This window comes from Paraburkholderia sp. A1BS-2L, assembly GCF_051125205.1.
Classification (GTDB): Bacteria; Pseudomonadota; Gammaproteobacteria; order Burkholderiales; family Burkholderiaceae; genus Paraburkholderia.
In genome coordinates, this window is record NZ_CP120428.1 from 2234275 (window position 1) to 2250005 (window position 15731).

At 65.9% G+C, this 15731-nt stretch carries 16 protein-coding genes; 14 read left to right on the forward strand and 2 right to left on the reverse strand.

Annotated elements, in window-relative coordinates:
• Positions 1–378: 378 nt before the first annotated feature.
• The 9 genes from P5W98_RS10100 (at position 379) to P5W98_RS10140 (ending at position 9351) form a co-directional block, all read left to right on the forward strand.
• Positions 379–906 carry a hypothetical protein gene (locus P5W98_RS10100; RefSeq protein WP_421024412.1) on the forward strand — a complete coding sequence of 176 codons (528 nt, stop codon included), beginning with the start codon at positions 379–381 and terminating at the stop codon, positions 904–906.
• A 116-nt stretch (positions 907–1022) separates the two neighbouring features.
• Positions 1023–1532: a hypothetical protein gene (locus P5W98_RS10105; protein WP_421024413.1), complete on the forward strand. Its 510-nt coding sequence runs from the start codon at positions 1023–1025 to the stop codon at positions 1530–1532.
• On the forward strand, positions 1529–2158 hold the full coding sequence (locus tag P5W98_RS10110) for a hypothetical protein (protein ID WP_421024414.1): 630 nt from the start codon (positions 1529–1531) through the stop codon (positions 2156–2158). The genes P5W98_RS10105 and P5W98_RS10110 overlap by 4 nt, the downstream gene beginning before the upstream one ends.
• A 25-nt stretch (positions 2159–2183) precedes the next feature.
• On the forward strand, positions 2184–3767 hold the full coding sequence (locus tag P5W98_RS10115; RefSeq protein WP_421024415.1) for a hypothetical protein: 1584 nt from the start codon (positions 2184–2186) through the stop codon (positions 3765–3767).
• A 116-nt stretch (positions 3768–3883) separates the two neighbouring features.
• Positions 3884–4603 carry a C39 family peptidase gene (locus P5W98_RS10120; RefSeq protein WP_421024416.1) on the forward strand — a complete coding sequence of 240 codons (720 nt, stop codon included), beginning with the start codon at positions 3884–3886 and terminating at the stop codon, positions 4601–4603.
• 14 nt (positions 4604–4617) lie between these two features.
• The gene (locus P5W98_RS10125; protein ID WP_421024417.1) at positions 4618–5460 is read left to right on the forward strand and encodes a peptidase C39; all 843 of its coding nucleotides are present in this window, start codon (positions 4618–4620) and stop codon (positions 5458–5460) included.
• A 191-nt stretch (positions 5461–5651) separates the two neighbouring features.
• Positions 5652–7151, forward strand: a complete 1500-nt coding sequence (locus tag P5W98_RS10130) for a hypothetical protein (RefSeq protein ID WP_421024418.1) — start codon at positions 5652–5654, stop codon at positions 7149–7151.
• A gap of 83 nt (positions 7152–7234) precedes the next feature.
• Positions 7235–8764 carry a sigma 54-interacting transcriptional regulator gene (locus P5W98_RS10135; protein ID WP_434662546.1) on the forward strand — a complete coding sequence of 510 codons (1530 nt, stop codon included), beginning with the start codon at positions 7235–7237 and terminating at the stop codon, positions 8762–8764.
• Positions 8765–8847: 83 nt separating this feature from the next.
• A complete protein-coding gene (locus tag P5W98_RS10140) occupies positions 8848–9351 on the forward strand; it encodes a dihydrofolate reductase (RefSeq protein WP_421024420.1) in 504 nt (167 codons plus the stop codon).
• Between the two features lie 84 nt (positions 9352–9435).
• Here P5W98_RS10140 and pmbA read toward each other — a convergent pair whose 3' ends face one another.
• Positions 9436–10806 (reverse strand): metalloprotease PmbA, encoded by a 1371-nt coding sequence (pmbA, locus tag P5W98_RS10145; RefSeq protein ID WP_421024421.1) that lies wholly within the window; start codon positions 10804–10806, stop codon positions 9436–9438.
• 212 nt (positions 10807–11018) lie between these two features.
• Between pmbA and yjgA the strand changes: the two genes are divergently transcribed.
• Both yjgA and mog read left to right on the forward strand, forming a co-directional pair.
• The gene (gene yjgA / locus P5W98_RS10150; protein WP_421024422.1) at positions 11019–11636 is read left to right on the forward strand and encodes a ribosome biogenesis factor YjgA; all 618 of its coding nucleotides are present in this window, start codon (positions 11019–11021) and stop codon (positions 11634–11636) included.
• A complete protein-coding gene (mog, locus tag P5W98_RS10155) occupies positions 11623–12258 on the forward strand; it encodes a molybdopterin adenylyltransferase (RefSeq protein WP_421024423.1) in 636 nt (211 codons plus the stop codon). The genes yjgA and mog overlap by 14 nt, the downstream gene beginning before the upstream one ends.
• Positions 12259–12325: 67 nt before the next feature.
• Here the strand turns inward: mog and orn are convergent, their stop codons facing one another.
• Entirely contained in the window at positions 12326–12940 is a 615-nt protein-coding gene (orn, locus tag P5W98_RS10160; RefSeq protein WP_421024424.1) for an oligoribonuclease, read from the reverse strand.
• A gap of 167 nt (positions 12941–13107) precedes the next feature.
• On the opposite strand from orn, the gene P5W98_RS10165 reads away from it, so the two are divergent.
• Genes P5W98_RS10165 through P5W98_RS10175 form a run of 3 tightly spaced genes read left to right on the forward strand, consistent with a single transcriptional unit; the run spans position 13108 to position 15688 of the window.
• Entirely contained in the window at positions 13108–14391 is a 1284-nt protein-coding gene (locus P5W98_RS10165; RefSeq protein WP_421024425.1) for a M48 family metallopeptidase, read from the forward strand.
• Positions 14388–15344, forward strand: a complete 957-nt coding sequence (rsgA, locus tag P5W98_RS10170) for a ribosome small subunit-dependent GTPase A (protein WP_421024426.1) — start codon at positions 14388–14390, stop codon at positions 15342–15344. The genes P5W98_RS10165 and rsgA overlap by 4 nt, the downstream gene beginning before the upstream one ends.
• A 23-nt stretch (positions 15345–15367) precedes the next feature.
• Positions 15368–15688 (forward strand): DUF2007 domain-containing protein, encoded by a 321-nt coding sequence (locus P5W98_RS10175; protein ID WP_421025246.1) that lies wholly within the window; start codon positions 15368–15370, stop codon positions 15686–15688.
• Positions 15689–15731 lie beyond the last annotated feature (43 nt).

The window sequence follows — 15731 nt, forward strand, 5'->3', positions numbered from 1 at the left end:
TTTTTCTGAAGCTTACTATATGCACCGGGGTGTTGGATAGAAAATATGCGGCGCGAATTGATAAGGGCGCAATGGAAAGGTTTCCATTGCGCGGCCACCGAATTGTCACAGAACATCAATTGCGGATGTTTCCATTCTCTTGCTCCCGCACTGTTTTCCGAGCACCCCGGATTACGAAAAAAAGGTCGCGCAAACGTTTTCTTTGAAACGTTCCAGCGAATTCCGGGCGTTTAAACCAGCCCGACGTTTCAGCACTGAAACGTTTTTGCGAAAATCCACTATTCAAAATCCGTAGAAAATATTCCAACCCGCGACGTATCAACGGATTGCGTGGCATGGCACACGTTTCGCTAAATGTCTCGCACCAGGAGATACGCCATGCGACTCATTTCTTCAAACATCAGGCGCAGTGTGGCCGGCCCGTGCGGCATGCTGGCCGCCGTGCTGATTCCCGCCGTGCTCTTCGCCTTCGCGCCGTCGGCGCGCGCACAAACCGCTGCGGATGTGGCGAGGGCGAGTGTGGTCGCGGCGAACTCCAATGTCGTTCCTGCAACAGACGCGGCCTTGGTGAGCGCAACGCTCGATATGAGCATGGCCCCTGACTCCTATTACGGCGCCAGCGGCAAGAACTTGAGCGCCGACATGAGCACGCGCACGCTCGCCGCCGATCCCGGCCCCGCTGGGGACGATCCGGCGCTCGCGGGCGTGGGCGCCATCGACGACCAGACGCTCGCGCGCCAGCACGGAGGCGCCGTGGGCATGGTGATGGTCGCCGCCACGCCGCAGCTCATGCGCGGCAATGGCGTGACGCTGTGGGACGAAATCGCCCCGCCCGCTCCGCTGCCGATTCCGGTGGACGCCGGCCAGGTGGCACAGGGAAACACCGCCAGCTACATCCGGAAGTAACGGAAAGAACGCGGCAGACAACGCGCTTTTCGCCGAACCGGCCCCGTGCCGGCCACAACGTGGTTCGAAGGTGGCGCCCAATGCGCGCCGCGCCGGAAACAGAGACGGAGACAGTCATGATCGTTCGCTTGAAGACGCCAGCTGCGCGCCGGCACTCCGCCCGGCTCGCCGCCGTCCTGAGCGCCGCGTTCGCTGCGGCGCTGGCGGCAGGCGTCAGCGCACAGCAGGTAACTAATCCCGGCGACATCATCGTCGAGCGCGACATCACCCCGCGCAGCGCCTTCGCCGCCGTGCCGAAGAGCCAGGACCCCGTGCGGGTGCGTGCCACCACCTTCCCGAAGAACACCTTCGACCCGACCATGGCGACGCTCGTGAACGATACCGACCTCACCAACGCGCATGGCAATTCCGGCGTGAACACGAGCGGCGCGCTAGCCGGCGAAGCCGCGGGCGTGCAGGCCATCACCCGCGTTCTCGTGGGCAACCCGGCAGGCTCGAACTCGGCGCTCGGCGCGGGCGGCAGCGCCCAGGCCGTCGGCGGGCTGGGCGGCACGATCTCCTCCACGGTCACCGGTGCCATCGCGCCGATCACGAGCGCACTGGGCGCGATCGGGAGCATGAAATGAGCCGCCGCACACCCGCCCGGAACATTCCGCGAGCATTGGAAGCCGTCGCGCTCGCCGCCTCTCTCGCGGCGCTCGCAACGACCGCGCAAGCCCAGGTCGACGTAGGCGCGACCGCCGTGATCGCGCCGAACGCGGCGACCTCGACCACCGGCGCGCTCGCCGTGAACGAAGCGGCCGGGCTCGACAACGCCCAGGCCAACCAGTTGACCATCACCAGCGGCGGCTCGGTCGCCAATGTGAATCTCGATGAACAAGGCGCCTCGACGCGCGCGCGGCTCGGCAACGCCACCGCGCTGATCGGCTCGGGCGCTTTCTCCAACACGTCCGGCGCCATGATGGTGAATCAGTCGGCGGGCGTGGGCAACATCCAGCGCAACAGTGCGCAGATCGCCACTGGTGTGCTCGGAGTCGCGATGGTATCGGACGGCGAACTGTCCGCCGCCAGCGCGACGAACGGCGGTATGGGCAACCAGACAGGCGAGACGCGCGGCATTCGTGAGGTACGCATCGACGGTGCGGCCTTCAGGAATGCAACGGGCCTCGTACAGGTGAACCAGACAGCCGGCGCCGGTAACGTCACGGCAAACAGTTTTGTGCTCCGTCCCCCGGCGGGCACTCTTTTTTAACTGACCACTAGTATCGGAGCGAAACATGAAGCGCACCCTCATCGCAGCAGCAGTCCTCGCGACGGCGGCTGGTTCCGCTTTCGCAGGCCCCAAGACCGCTTTCCTCTTCAACGCCACCGGCGTGACCGAATATGTGGGCATCGAAGGCTTTGTCGGACTGTTCGGATGCGTCGCCGTCTCGAGCACGGCAGGCGCGGTCATCAACAACACGCAGAACACGGGTGGCGGCACGCTGCTTCCGCAAGCCCAGAGCTACCAGTTCGGCAACGTGACGACCCACTACAACGACACCAACTGGAGCAAGGTCGGCACGGGCACCAATTCGAGCTACCGCACCTCGTACTTCGCCGAAGGATCCGCTTCGCAGTCGATGAGCGCATCGTCGAAGACGCACGACGTGAGCGCATGGACCGCGACGACCTCGTCGCGCAACTCGAGCTTCAGCAAGACCTTCAACGCCGGCATCGCGGCCAACTATCACGTCGCCACCGACAGCGGCAACACGAGCAATTCGACGACCGCAAGCACCTATAGCGACACGGGCCACAGCAATCACAGCCACTCGTACGACAGCGTCGGCAGCAACACCTCGACGCATTCGCAAAACGGCAGTGCGGGCGTCCAGGTCGGCGCCTCGTGGACGCGCACCGGCAACTTCTTGAACGGCTCGGCCACTTTCGCCGCGAGCGGGTCCGAAGGCTCGTCGCACACGAGGAGCAACTCGCATAACAACAGCGACTCGACCGCAACGGCGAGCACGTGGTCGACGGCCAACAACCGCAACACGAGCAACAGCTCGACCAACGCGAACACGGCCTACGCCGACGGCACGGGCAGCGCCGCGGTCTCCGCCTATGCGAACGGCACGAGCGGCAAGTCGAGCAACTCCAGCAATACGTACAATCACCACTTCAGCGAATCGAGCAGCAGCTCGCACTCGCACTCGCAGGCTTACGCGAGAGCCACGGAAGAAAGGCATACGTCAGGCTACAGCGTGAACGACACGATGAAGACGGTCGACGATACGACGACCGGCTGGGTGACGAATCACATCGACACCCGCAAGGCCGCCACGCTCGACGCCAACACCGGCAACAACGCAGCAACCGGAGTGACGGGCAACCTGGGCGTGAACATCGCCGAAGGCATCAACAACGCGCAAAGCAATGACGTCGCGCTCGCTTCGGTCGATGTGGGCAATGTGTTCGGTAACGCTCAGATTTTCAATAATCAAGCGTCCGCTGGCACAGCCAATGTGAAAAACTTCAACCTCAACGCTTCGGTGGGTGACGGCTCGCTCGCCAGCGTCTCGGGCAATGTCGGTGTGAACGTCGCTTCGGGTATCGGCAACGCGCAGAACAACAGCCTCGCCGGCTCCGTAACGACGGCCAAGAACGCCGGTTCCGCCCAGACCACGGCGATGGTCGCGACTGACAACAACGTGCAGAACGCAGGCATGACGGCAACAGGCCAGTTCCAGGGTACGGCTAGCCTCGGCGCCGGCACGCTCGCCAATGCCAGCGGCAACATCGGCGTGAACATTGCCGGCGGCATCGGCAACCTGCAGCACAACGGCATGGCCATCGCGGCAATGAGCAACGGCCACTAGGCAAGGCCCGAGCATCAATACGCAGTCCTGATATCCAGGTAGTTGCAAGCTGTACCCCGACGCGCCGGCCGCCGTCACACAGCGGCTGGCGCGCAAACCCGATGCAGGAGACCACCATGTCCGGGTCCGTTTCGTCCCCGGCGTCAAGAACATGTGCCGTCGCGCTGGCGCTCGCCGCCACTGCGGCGTGGATGCCTTGCCAGGCGCAGACCAGCATCGACGCGACCCACCTGATCGGCGTGCCGATCAAGTTGCCGGTCCGCTCGATGCGCGAGATTCGCTACAACAGCGTCGTCACGCAGCAATACGACTACAGCTGCGGCGCGGCCGCGCTCGCGACGCTGCTCAAGTACGGCTACGGCATCGACATTCCCGAACCGGAACTGATCCGGCGCATGATGGTGTTCTCCACCCCCGAGGTGGTCGTGAAGAACGGCTTCTCCATGCTCGACATGAAGAAGTTCGTCGAAACGATCGGCCTGCGCGGCCGGGGCTTTCGCGTCAATACCGACGCGCTCTATCACTTGCAGATTCCCGTGCTCGTCCTCATGAACATCGGGGGCTACGAGCACTTCGTGATCGTCAAGCATGCCGAGAACAACCGCATCTTCATTGCGGACCCCGCGCTCGGCAACCGCATCGTCGCCGAGGATGACTTCGCGAAGACGTGGAACGGCCTCGTCTTCGCCGTGCTCGGCAAACCGTTTCGGGAGGATTCTCCGCTGTTGCAGAACAACGAGTCGATCGCCTTGAAGCTGCGCGAGAACGCCCTGCTCAACGGCACGGCGCCGACTCCTTTCTTCGAATACGGCCTCGACAAGGCCCTGATGTTCTGAAGTCCTGAATAGCCATGAAACGCAACCTCTCACAGTGTGGCATCGCGGCAGGTGTCTGCGCGCTCGCCTGCGCTTGTACGGGCAATGCGTGCGCAGCAGAAAGCCTCGCCGCCACCCAGGCGGCCGTGCCTGCATTTCTTTCAGCGGGCGGCCCCGACGCGCAGCCCGTGCGCTGCGAGCTCGTCGACGACGAGGTGCTCGCGCATCAAACCGGCAAGTTCGCCGGCAGCGACATGATTTCCGGCTTCGTGCTCAGCGTGCTGTCGCAATGGCAGTTGCCCAATGGCGCCAGCGCCGTCGCGCAAGGCGCGCTCGCCGTCTCGCAGAACACGGCCAACCATCTGAGCGCGAGCGTGCAAACCAGCGCACGCGTCACCGACCCGATGCCGGGCGGCACGAACCCGGGCAATAGCGGTGCCACGCCGAACGCCTCGGCCTCGGGCGGCCAGAACGTGTCGGTCAACGGCGTATCGCAGATCACCCAGGTCGCGGGCAACAACAACGTCGGCTCCAACGCCGCGACCATCGATTACAGCCACGCGCTGCAGATCGCCGGCATGGCGGGAGGCAACCAGACGAGCGCAGCGGCTTCGAACGCGAACGGCACCATCAAGGCCGGCATCGCATTCGGCGGCAACGGCATCAACGTCACGCTGCAAACGCCCGCCGGCATGGCGACGCAGAACATCATGCCCGGCAGCGCGCAGCAGGCGGGCGCCATTGCCCAGTTGCTCCAGGTCGCGGGCAACAACCAGCAAGTCGCAAACCAGTTGCAGCTCAGTTTGCAGACGCAGCAGTTGAGCGCGCAAATGATCCGGCAGGCCGGCGTATTACAGGCTCTACGCAACACCCGCTAAAAAAGCGCCGCCTGATTTCAGCAACAAGATGCCGCCGACCGCCATCGACGGCCGCCACAGGGAGACACCGGCAGGAGACCAGCACGCGAACCGCCAGAACGCGTGAAGCAATATCGAGCAAGCGTATCGACGATGCGGGCGCAGAACTTCGTGCTCTGTCGTGCATCGACTTTCGATCCGGGGGGAAAAGAATGAGCACGTCGTACCCGACGGCGGCGCCGCGTTTGACGCTGGCCGCCATTCCAGCAGCAGTCCTGCTTTTCGCGCTCGCGCAAACCGCCCACGCGCAGGCGCTGCAAAGCCAGTCTGTCGAAGAACGTCTCAACACGCTGATGCGCGTGGTGGACGAGCAGCAGCGACAAATCCAGTCTCTCGAGCGCCAGGTCACGAACCTCGAAATGGCGCAGCGCGGGCGCGGCATGCCGGGCGCGGGTGCGCCGGCCGCCGGCGACAGCGCGAGCGTCGCCGACCAGCCCGGCGCGGACGGCTTGCCCGTGCCGCTGCCGCCGCTCGCGCAAGCGCTGCCCGGCGCCACCGCCCCAGGCTCCCTCACCGGCACCGCCACCGGTGTGCCGGTGAACCCGCCCTCGCCCGAGAGCGGCCCGGCCACGGGCGCCACCGGTTCGTCCGCCGCGAGCGGGCCACAGCAAGGCGCGCCGGTCGGCGTCAATGCGGGGGACAACACGGGCGCGAACCCGACCGTGGGCCAGACGCAAAAGAGCGCCGCGCCCACCCGCACCGAGGCCGAGCAAGCAGTCGTGCAGCGCGAACATGCCCCGCTCTTCGATCACAAGCTCACGCTCGACTGGGGCATCAGCGACACCTATTACGACCGGCGCCAGTTGCAGCTCTCAGGCTTCCTCGCGCTCGATGCGATCTTCCTCGGCAATATCAATCTGGGCCAGACGAAGTCGCACCAGCTCATGGCCGATCTCGACACGCGGTACGGCATCACCGACCGCATGAGCATCGACGTCGACGTCCCGTACATTTACCGCCATAGCAGCTTCATCGTGGGCGGCGCGGGCGGCGCGGCGAACACGCTCTCCGATGCGTCCGTGAGCTCGCACGCGATCGGCGACGTGAACTTCGGGATCTACTACCAATTCCTGAAGGAGACCAATAGCCTGCCCGACGTGGTCGGCAGCCTGCGCGTGAAGACGGACACCGGAACCTCGCCGTTCGGCATCAAAGTGGTGCAGCTCACGCCCGACAACACCAACCTCGTCGCGCCCAGCAAGCTGCCTACGGGCACCGGCTTCTGGAACGTCACGGCCGGCGTCTCGGTGCTGAAGACCTACGACCCGGTCGTGCTGTTCGGCAGCTTCTCGTACACGTACAACATCGCGCGCTCGTTCTCCGATATCTCGTCGGTCGTCGGGCAAACGCAGCCGGCCGAGGTGAAGCTCGGCGACATCATCCAGTTCGGGGGCGGCGTCGCGCTCGCCTTCTCCGACAAGGACTCGGCCAGCATCTCCTACACGATGGCCATCGAGCCGCAGTCGAAGACCAAGGCGCCCGGCGGCAGCTGGACCGGCGTGCCGGGCAGCGAGACCACGGCGTCGGTGCTCAACTTCGGCCTGAATCACGTGGTCAACAAGCACCTGACGATCAACGGCGTGGTGTCGGTCGGCCTCACGCCGGATGCGCCGAACTTCGTCGTCGGCCTGCGGTTCCCCTACACCTTCTGATGAAGACGAGGCCGATCGTGCGTGATTCTTCCCCTCTGGGCGCTACCGTGACACCTCTAGCCGGGGCCGGCCCGCGGCTACCCATGGCGGGCGCGCCGCCGCATCCGGCCACAGCGAAGGCAACGGCCGAGGGCGCGACGGCAACCGGGCAACGCGGACTCGACGCCGCCGCGCGCACGCCTGAATGCACGCCCGGCCCCGATGGCGGGCCGCTTGCCGACATCGACCGCATGCTGCTGTACGTCGCCCGAATGCCGGACGCGCAACTCGGCGCGTATCTGAAGAGCCGCGGCTGGGACGTCGCGACGGCGAGAAGCGCGCCCGAAGCCACGCGGCTCGTGAAAACGGAGCCGACCTGCGCGGGCATCGTCGATCTGACCAGCTTCACCGCGCGCGACCTGGCCGCGCTCGAAGCGGTGCTGCGGCTGCAACAGGTCGGCTGGATCGCCCTCACCGACGCCAAGCGTCTCACCGACCCCGAAGTGCGCCGCCTGATCCGCCACTACTGCTTCGACTACGTGCATCTGCCGGTCGCGCCGGCTACGCTCGACTACCTCGTGAGCCACGCGTTCGGCATGGTCACGCTGTGCGATCTCGACAATGCGCCGGCGTCGGCCGCAAGCGCGGACGAAGACGAAATGGTGGGCACCTGCGAAGCGATGCAGCAGCTCTTTCGCACCATCCGCAAGGTGGCGAACACCGACGCAACGGTATTCATCTCGGGCGAATCGGGCACCGGCAAGGAGCTCACCGCGCTCGCGATCCACGAGCGCTCGGCGCGGCGCAAGGCGCCGTTCGTGCCGATCAATTGCGGCGCGATCCCGCATCATCTTCTGCAATCCGAACTATTTGGCTACGAGCGCGGCGCGTTCACGGGCGCGCATCAGCGCAAGATCGGGCGCGTGGAGGCGGCCAACGGCGGCACGCTCTTTCTCGACGAAATCGGCGACCTGCCGATGGAAAGCCAGGCAAGCCTGCTGCGCTTTCTCCAGGAAGGCAAGATCGAGCGCCTGGGCGGCCATGAGCAGATTCCCGTGGACGTGCGCATCATTTCGGCCACCCACGTCGATCTCGAAGCGGCGATGCGCGACTCGCGCTTCAGGGCCGACCTCTTTCACCGGCTGTGCGTGCTGCGCGTGGACGAGCCACCGCTGCGCGCGCGCGGCAAGGACATCGAAATTCTCGCGCACCACGTGCTGCACAAGTTCAAGCAGGACAGCGCGCGCAGGATCCGCGGCTTCACGCCGGATGCCATCGAGGCGATGTACAACTACAACTGGCCCGGCAACGTGCGCGAGCTTATCAACCGCGTGCGGCGCGCGATCGTGATGGCGGAAAGCAAGCTGATCTCGGCCGGGGATCTCGATCTCGATCAGTTCACCGCGCAGCAGACCGTGACGCTCGCCGAGGCGCGCGAGTCGGCGGAAAAACGCGCGATCGAGGCGGCGCTGCTGCGCCATCGCCATCGCCTGACCGAAGCGGCCACCGACCTCGGCATCTCGCGCGTGACGCTCTACCGGCTCATGGGCACGCACGGCCTGCGCGACGAGAAAACGATCTTCGACGGCGAGGCGGAGAATCAGCCGGACCGGCCAATCGGGCCTTCGGCATGACGCCACGGGTACGGAGGCGATGAGGCCGTCGGGTAAAATCGGTGCAACTGGCTTTTCCATTCCAACGCACTTCGACTGACTCGATGACGACGCTCACCCTGATCGTCGCTCGCGCCCGCAACGGCGTGATCGGCCGCGACAACGAGCTGCCCTGGCGGCTGCCCGAGGACCTTGCCTTCTTCAAGCGCACCACCATGGGCGCGCCCATCGTGATGGGCCGCAAAACGCATGAATCGATTGGCCGCGCGCTGCCCGGCCGCCGCAACATCGTCGTCACGCGCGACGCTGCCAGGCGCTTTCCCGGCTGCGACACGGTCACGAGCCTCGAAGCCGCGCTCGCGCTCGCGGCGCAAGACCAGGCGCCCGAAGCGTTCCTGATCGGCGGCGCGCAACTTTACGCCGAGGGCATCGCGCTCGCGCACAAGCTGATCGTCACGGAGATCGCCACCGACTTCGAAGGCGATGCCACCCTCCCCGCGCCCGATCCCGCACACTGGCGCGAAACGGCGCGCGAGACGCTGCACGCGAATCCGCCCAACGACTTCGATTTCGCGTTCGTCACTTACGAGCGGCGCGACTGGGCGTAGTGTTGAGCGTCGAAAACACGCACGCAAAAACACAAACGGCACGCCAAGGCGTGCCGTTGTGCATTGAGCCTGCGGAAAAGCCGCTTACTGCCCCGCCACCGTCATACGCTCGATCAGCACCGAGCCGGTCTGGCGCGTGCCGCGCGCGAGCGTATCGGCGCCCACCGCGACGATGTGGCGGAACATCTCCTGCATCGTCGACGCCACCGTGATCTCCTCGACCGGATACTGGATCTTGCCGTTCTCGACCCAGAAACCCGAGGCGCCGCGCGAATAGTCGCCCGTCACGAAATTCACGCCCTGCCCCATCAGCTCGGTGAGCAGCAGGCCCGTGCCGAGCTTTTTGAGCATTTCTTCGAAGTCGTCCTCGGGGTTCGTGAGCGAGCTTTCCAGCCGCAGGTTGTGCGAGCCACCCGCGTTGCCAGTCGTCTGCATGCCGAGCTTGCGCGCCGAATACGACGACAGGAAGTAGCCCTGCACCACGCCGTCCTTCACGACTTCGCGCCGTTGCGTGCGCACGCCCTCCTCGTCGAACGGCGCGCTGCCCGCGGCGCGCGCCACGTGCGGGTCTTCGACCACCTGGATATGCGGCGCGAACACCGGCTTGCCGAGGCTGTCGACGAGAAACGAGGTCTTGCGGTAGAGCGCGCCGCCGCTGGTGGCCTGCACGAACGCGCCGAGCAGGCCTGCCGCGATCGGCGCCTCGAACAGCACCGGCACCTTGCGCGTGTCGAGACCGCGCGCGTACAGGCGCGACAGCGCGCGCTCGGCGGCATAGCGGCCGACCGCCTCCGGCGAGGCCAGCTCGCTCGCGCTGCGCCGCGAGGTGTACCAGTCGTCGCGCTGCATGCTGCGGCCGGTGCCCGCGATGGGCGCGCACGCGATGTAATGGCGCGAGTAGGGGTAGCCGTGCATGAAGCCGCCCGAGGTGGCGAGCACGAACTGCGAATGCTGCGCCGAAACGCTCGCGCCCTCCGAATTGGTCACGCGGCGGTCGGTGGCGAACGCGGCGTCTTCGGCGCGGCGCGCGATCTCGACGGCCTCGTCGGCCGTGAGGCTCCACGGGTGATAGAGATCGAGGTCGCGCGGCGCGGTTTCCAGCAGGTCGGTTTCGGCGAGGCCGGCGCAGTCGTCGTCCGCGGTAAAACGCGCGATGTTGTAGGCCGCCGCCACGGTGTCCTTGAGCGCCTGCGCGGAAAAGTCCGAGGTGCTCGCATTGCCGCGCTTGTTGCCGACGTAGACGGTCACGCCGACCGATTTGTCGCGGTTGTGCTCGATGGTCTCGACTTCGCCGCGCCGCACGGAAACCGACAGGCCATCGCCTTCGGAGATTTCCGTCGCGGCGTCGCTCGCGCCGAGCGCCTTCGCGTGACGGAGAATGTCCGACGCGATCTCTTTCAGCTCGTCCTGGGTATGCGGGAAAAATCGTTGCCGGGCTTCGATGTCTGCAGCCATTGTCGTTACGGTCCGGTTTCGGGCCGGAGCGGCCCGCTTGTCGTGTGTCGGGGGTATCGGATCATGCGCCTCGCCAAAGCTCTGTAAAGAAGCGCGTTTCGCGATCATAGCAAGGTATGCGAACGCGTACCGCAGCCGCATGGCCCACGACTGCCCGAGGCGCGCCGAACCCTGCGCCGATCCGACAGCGCGCGCACGCTACAATACGCGTCATGAAACGCAAAACCCGCATTCAACCCATGAACGACGTTGCCGCCCAACAGGGCAACGACGACGACAACGGCTACGATCGCCCGAGCAAGTCGCAGCTCAAGCGCGAGATGACCGCGCTCCAGGAGCTGGGCACGGCGCTCGTCGAGCTGCCCAAGGACGCGCTCAAGCGCATGCCCATGACGGAAGACCTCGCCGACGCCGTCCACGAGGCGCGCCGCATCACCGACCACGAAGGCAAGCGCCGCCAGCTCCAGTACGTGGGCCGCATGATGCGCGGCCTGCGCGAGGACGAAGTCGCCGCGCTGCGCACCGCGCTCGACGAGCACCGCGGCGTGAACAAGGCCGCCACGGCGCGCCTGCACTGGATCGAGCGCACGCGCGAGAAGCTGCTCGCCAGCGACGACGCCCTCACCGAATTCATCCGCCAGCACCCGGCCGCCGACCCGCAGGAAGGCCGCACGCTGATTCGCAACGCGCGGCGCGAGCAGGAGCAGGCACGCCCGCCGAAGTATTTCCGCGAGCTGTTCCAGTGGATCAAGGACGTGAGCGCCCAGGGCGCCGACGATGCCGATGAGCACGCGAGCGATGAAGAGGACCGCGAAAATGACGAAGCCTGAGCGCAGCCACCCGGACGAACTGGTGATCGGCCTCGTGTCGGTCAGCGACCGCGCCACCAGCGGCGTCTACGAGGACAAAGGCATTCCGGCGCTGAAGGAGTGGCTCGGCCACGCGCTGAAGTCGCCGTGGCGCGCCGAAACGCGCCTGATCCACGACGACGCGGCCACCATTTCCGCCACGCTCACGGCGCTGGTGGACGGCCTCGGCTGCGACCTCGTGCTGACCACGGGCGGCACCGGCCCCGCGCGCCGCGACGTGACGCCCGAAGCGACGCTCGCGGTCGCCACGAAAGAAATGCCCGGTTTCGGCGAGCAGATGCGCCAGATCAGCCTGAATTTCGTGCCCACGGCGATTCTTTCGCGCCAGGTGGCGGTGATCCGCGAAACGGGCAGCGGCGCGGACGATCACGCGGCGCTCATCATCAACTTGCCGGGTCAGCCGAAATCGATCAAGGAAACACTGGAAGGCCTGCGCGACGAGCAAGGCGCGACGAAGGTGCCGGGCATCTTCGCGGCGGTGCCGTACTGCATCGACCTGATTGGCGGGCCGTATATCGAAACCGATCCGAACGTCGTCGCGGCGTTCCGGCCCAAGAACGCACAGCGAGCGCCGCGCGCGTAATCTGCCCTGCTTGCTGTCCGGGGTACTGTCTGCTCGTGCGGCGCCCGCGCCTGCGGGCGCCTCTTCCTTACTGCGCCGCCACGCCCGCCGACGGAATCAGGAAATGCTCGCGGTAGTACTTGAGCTCGTCGATGGACTCGTGGATATCGGCCAGCGCCGTATGCATCGCGCGCTTCTGGAAGCCCTTGTAGATAGTCGGCTGCCAGCGGCGGCACAACTCCTTGAGCGTGCTCACGTCGAGATTGCGGTAGTGGAAAAAGCGCTCGAGCGCAGGCATCCAGCGCGCCATGAAGCGGCGGTCCTGGCAGATCGAGTTGCCGCACATCGGCGACTTGCCCGGCGGCACGTACTGTGAGAGAAACGCGAGAATCTGCTCCGTTGCGCTTTCCTCGGTCACGGTGGAGGCGCGCACGCGCTCGGTCAGGCCCGAGCGGCCGTGCGTGTTGCGATTCCACTCGTCCATGCGGTCGAGCACGGCTTCGGGCTGATGGATCGCCAGCACGGGCCCCTCGACGATCTTGTCGAGCGTGGAATTGGTCACCACCACGGCGATTTCGATGATCCGGTCGTTGTCGGGATCGAGCCCCGTCATCTCCATGTCGAGCCAGATCAAGTTCATGTCGGTGCGCTCCATCGCCGGAGTCGCCTGGCCCGCCGGGTCGGCAGAAGTGATATCAGTCATGTGAAGCAGCCTGGAGCGGTTGAATGCGGGTTGAATGCGGGTTGAGAAGCGGCGCTCATGCGCCATACAGGCGCGGCCCGCACGCCGGAAGCAAGCCCTTGGCGGGGATGCCATGGCCGGGCCGCCGAGAACATATAATTGTCGCATAGATACCACGGACTCCCCGGATGCCGACCTCATCAACTGCGTTGTCCCCCGCGCTGACTTTCAGCGTGATTTTCGTTGTCGCCGTGCTGGCCATGGTGGTGACCAAGCTCTGGCTCGCCTCGCGCCAGGTCCGCTTCGTGGCCGCTCACCGCGGCGCAGTCCCCACCCAGTTCGCGGCGACGATTCCGCTTGCCGCGCACCAGCGCGCCGCCGACTACACGGTCGCGCGCACGCGCCTCGGCATGATCGAAATCGTGCTTTCCGCGGTCGTGCTGATCGCGCTCACGCTGCTCGGCGGCGTGCAGGCGATCGACCTCGGCATTTCAGACCTGATCGGACGCGACTACGTTGGGCAGATCGCGCTGGTCGCCGCCGTGCTCGCGGTGAGCGGCATCGTCGAATTGCCGCTCGATTACTACCGCCAGTTCGTGATCGAGGAGCGCTTCGGCTTTAACCGCATGTCGCGGCGCATCTTCTTCGCCGATCGCATCAAGGGCCTGCTGATCGGCGCGCTGTTCGGCATTCCGCTGCTCTTCGTGGTGCTGTGGCTCATGAAGCAGGCCGGCAGCCTCTGGTGGCTCTGGACGTGGGTGGTCTGGGTCGCGTTCCAGATGCTCGTGCTGGTGCTCTACCCGACCTTCATCGCGCCGCTCTTCAACAAGTTCGAGCCGCTGCGCGACGAGGCGCTGCGTTCGCGCATCGAAGCGCTCATGCAGCGCTGCGGCTTCGCGGCCAAGGGCCTGTTCGTGATGGACGGCAGCCGCCGCTCCGCGCACGGCAACGCCTATTTCACGGGCTTCGGCGCCGCCAAGCGCATCGTCTTCTTCGACACCTTGCTCGCGCGCCTCTCGGGCAGCGAGATCGAGGCCGTGCTCGCGCACGAGCTCGGCCATTTCAAGCGCCGCCACGTGATCAAGCGCATGGTAGTCACGTTCGCGATCAGCCTCGTGCTGCTCGGCGTGCTCGGCTGGCTCACCCAGCGCGTGTGGTTCTACGAGGGCCTCGGCGTGCGGCCGTCGCTGCTCGGCGGCAACGACGGGCTCGCGCTCGTGCTGTTCTTCCTCGCCGTGCCGGTGTTCCTGTTCTTCGTCACACCGCTCAGCAGCCTCAGCTCGCGCAAGCACGAGTTCGAGGCCGACGCCTTCGCCGCCACGCAGACCGACGCGCAGAACCTCGTGAACGCGCTCGTCAAGCTGTATGAGGACAACGCGTCCACGCTCACGCCGGACCCGCTCTACACCGCGTTCTACTACTCGCATCCGCCGGCTTCGCAGCGGATCGATCGACTGCTCTCGCACGCATGAACCGGCGCGCGACGAAAGCCGCCGGCAGCATGGCACAAGCAGCACAGGCAGGCACGGGGGCGACGCTGCACGGCGTCGTGATTGCGGCGCACGGGCGCCACTACCTGGTCGCGCCCGACGGCGGCGGCGCAGCGCTGCAGTGCTTCCCGCGCGGCAAGAAAAGCGAGGTCGCGGTGGGCGACCGCGTCGAGTATCAATCGACTTCGGCGGACCAGGGCGTGATCGTCGCGATCGGCGAGCGGCGCAACCTGCTGTACCGCTCGGACCAGTTCAAGTCGAAGCTGTTCGCGGCCAACCTCGACCAGTTGCTGATCGTGCTCGCCACCGAGCCGCACTTCAGCGAAGACCTGCTCGGCCGCGCATTGGTGGCCGCCGAGGCCAACGACCTGACGCCGATCATCCTGCTCAACAAGATCGACCTGGAAGCGGCGCTGCCGCTCGCGCGCCAGCGGCTCGAGCGTTATCGGGCGCTAGGCTACACGGTGCTGGAAGTGTCGGAGAAGCAGCATCCCGAAGAGGCGCACGCGATTCTCTCCAGGCATCTGCACGGCCATCAGACGATCCTGCTCGGGCAATCGGGCATGGGTAAATCGACGCTCGTGAACCTGCTGATTCCCGACGCCGAGGCCGCCACGCGCGAGATCTCGACGGCGCTCAACAGCGGCCGCCACACCACGACGTTCACGCGTCTCTACACACTTCCCGAAGGAGGCGCGCTGATCGACTCGCCGGGTTTCCAGGAATTCGGGCTCTACCACCTCACCGAAGGCACGCTCGAGCGCGCCTTCCCCGAGTTCCGCCCGCTGCTCGCGCATTGCCGCTTCTACAACTGCCATCATCTGCACGAGCCGGGCTGCGCGGTGCTCGACGCGGTGGAGGACGGCCGCGTCGCGCCGGAGCGCCACGCGCTCTATGCGCAACTCGTGCACGAGATCAGCCAGATCGTGCGCTGACGCTCTCTCCCCATACCACTATGATCAGGCTCGCGCGCGCGCCGAATGGGGTCATCGCCCAGCACTGGATGAATATCCTCGAAGCTGCCGGCGTGCCATGCGAGTTGCACAACCGCTATCTGAGCGGCGCGATGGGCGAGATTCCCGCCGATCAATGCGCGCCGGAAATCTGGCTCGCCGACGAACGCGACGAAACCCTTGCGCGCAAGCTGATCGCCGACGCCACCAAAGGCCCGCCACCCGGCGCGCCATCGTGGCGCTGCCCACAGTGCGGCGAAACACTGGAAGCGCAATTCACGGTGTGCTGGCAATGCGGCCGCGAACGTGATCCGCGCGATGAATGAAACCGCTCTGGCGCACGCAGAAACAAACACGGCTCGCTGATCG

Excerpts from the sequence above, each read along its gene's own strand:
- P5W98_RS10100 (WP_421024412.1), top strand. The coding sequence starts at position 379 with ATGCGACTCATTTCTTCAAACATCAGGCGCAGTGTGGCCGGCCCGTGC.
- P5W98_RS10105 (WP_421024413.1), top strand. The coding sequence starts at position 1,023 with ATGATCGTTCGCTTGAAGACGCCAGCTGCGCGCCGGCACTCCGCCCGG.
- P5W98_RS10110 (WP_421024414.1), top strand. The coding sequence starts at position 1,529 with ATGAGCCGCCGCACACCCGCCCGGAACATTCCGCGAGCATTGGAAGCC.
- P5W98_RS10115 (WP_421024415.1), top strand. The coding sequence starts at position 2,184 with ATGAAGCGCACCCTCATCGCAGCAGCAGTCCTCGCGACGGCGGCTGGT.
- P5W98_RS10120 (WP_421024416.1), top strand. The coding sequence starts at position 3,884 with ATGTCCGGGTCCGTTTCGTCCCCGGCGTCAAGAACATGTGCCGTCGCG.
- P5W98_RS10125 (WP_421024417.1), top strand. The coding sequence starts at position 4,618 with ATGAAACGCAACCTCTCACAGTGTGGCATCGCGGCAGGTGTCTGCGCG.
- P5W98_RS10130 (WP_421024418.1), top strand. The coding sequence starts at position 5,652 with ATGAGCACGTCGTACCCGACGGCGGCGCCGCGTTTGACGCTGGCCGCC.
- P5W98_RS10135 (WP_434662546.1), top strand. The coding sequence starts at position 7,235 with ATGGCGGGCGCGCCGCCGCATCCGGCCACAGCGAAGGCAACGGCCGAG.
- P5W98_RS10140 (WP_421024420.1), top strand. The coding sequence starts at position 8,848 with ATGACGACGCTCACCCTGATCGTCGCTCGCGCCCGCAACGGCGTGATC.
- pmbA (WP_421024421.1), bottom strand. The coding sequence starts at position 10,806 with ATGGCTGCAGACATCGAAGCCCGGCAACGATTTTTCCCGCATACCCAG.
- yjgA (WP_421024422.1), top strand. The coding sequence starts at position 11,019 with ATGAAACGCAAAACCCGCATTCAACCCATGAACGACGTTGCCGCCCAA.
- mog (WP_421024423.1), top strand. The coding sequence starts at position 11,623 with ATGACGAAGCCTGAGCGCAGCCACCCGGACGAACTGGTGATCGGCCTC.
- orn (WP_421024424.1), bottom strand. The coding sequence starts at position 12,940 with ATGACTGATATCACTTCTGCCGACCCGGCGGGCCAGGCGACTCCGGCG.
- P5W98_RS10165 (WP_421024425.1), top strand. The coding sequence starts at position 13,108 with ATGCCGACCTCATCAACTGCGTTGTCCCCCGCGCTGACTTTCAGCGTG.
- rsgA (WP_421024426.1), top strand. The coding sequence starts at position 14,388 with ATGAACCGGCGCGCGACGAAAGCCGCCGGCAGCATGGCACAAGCAGCA.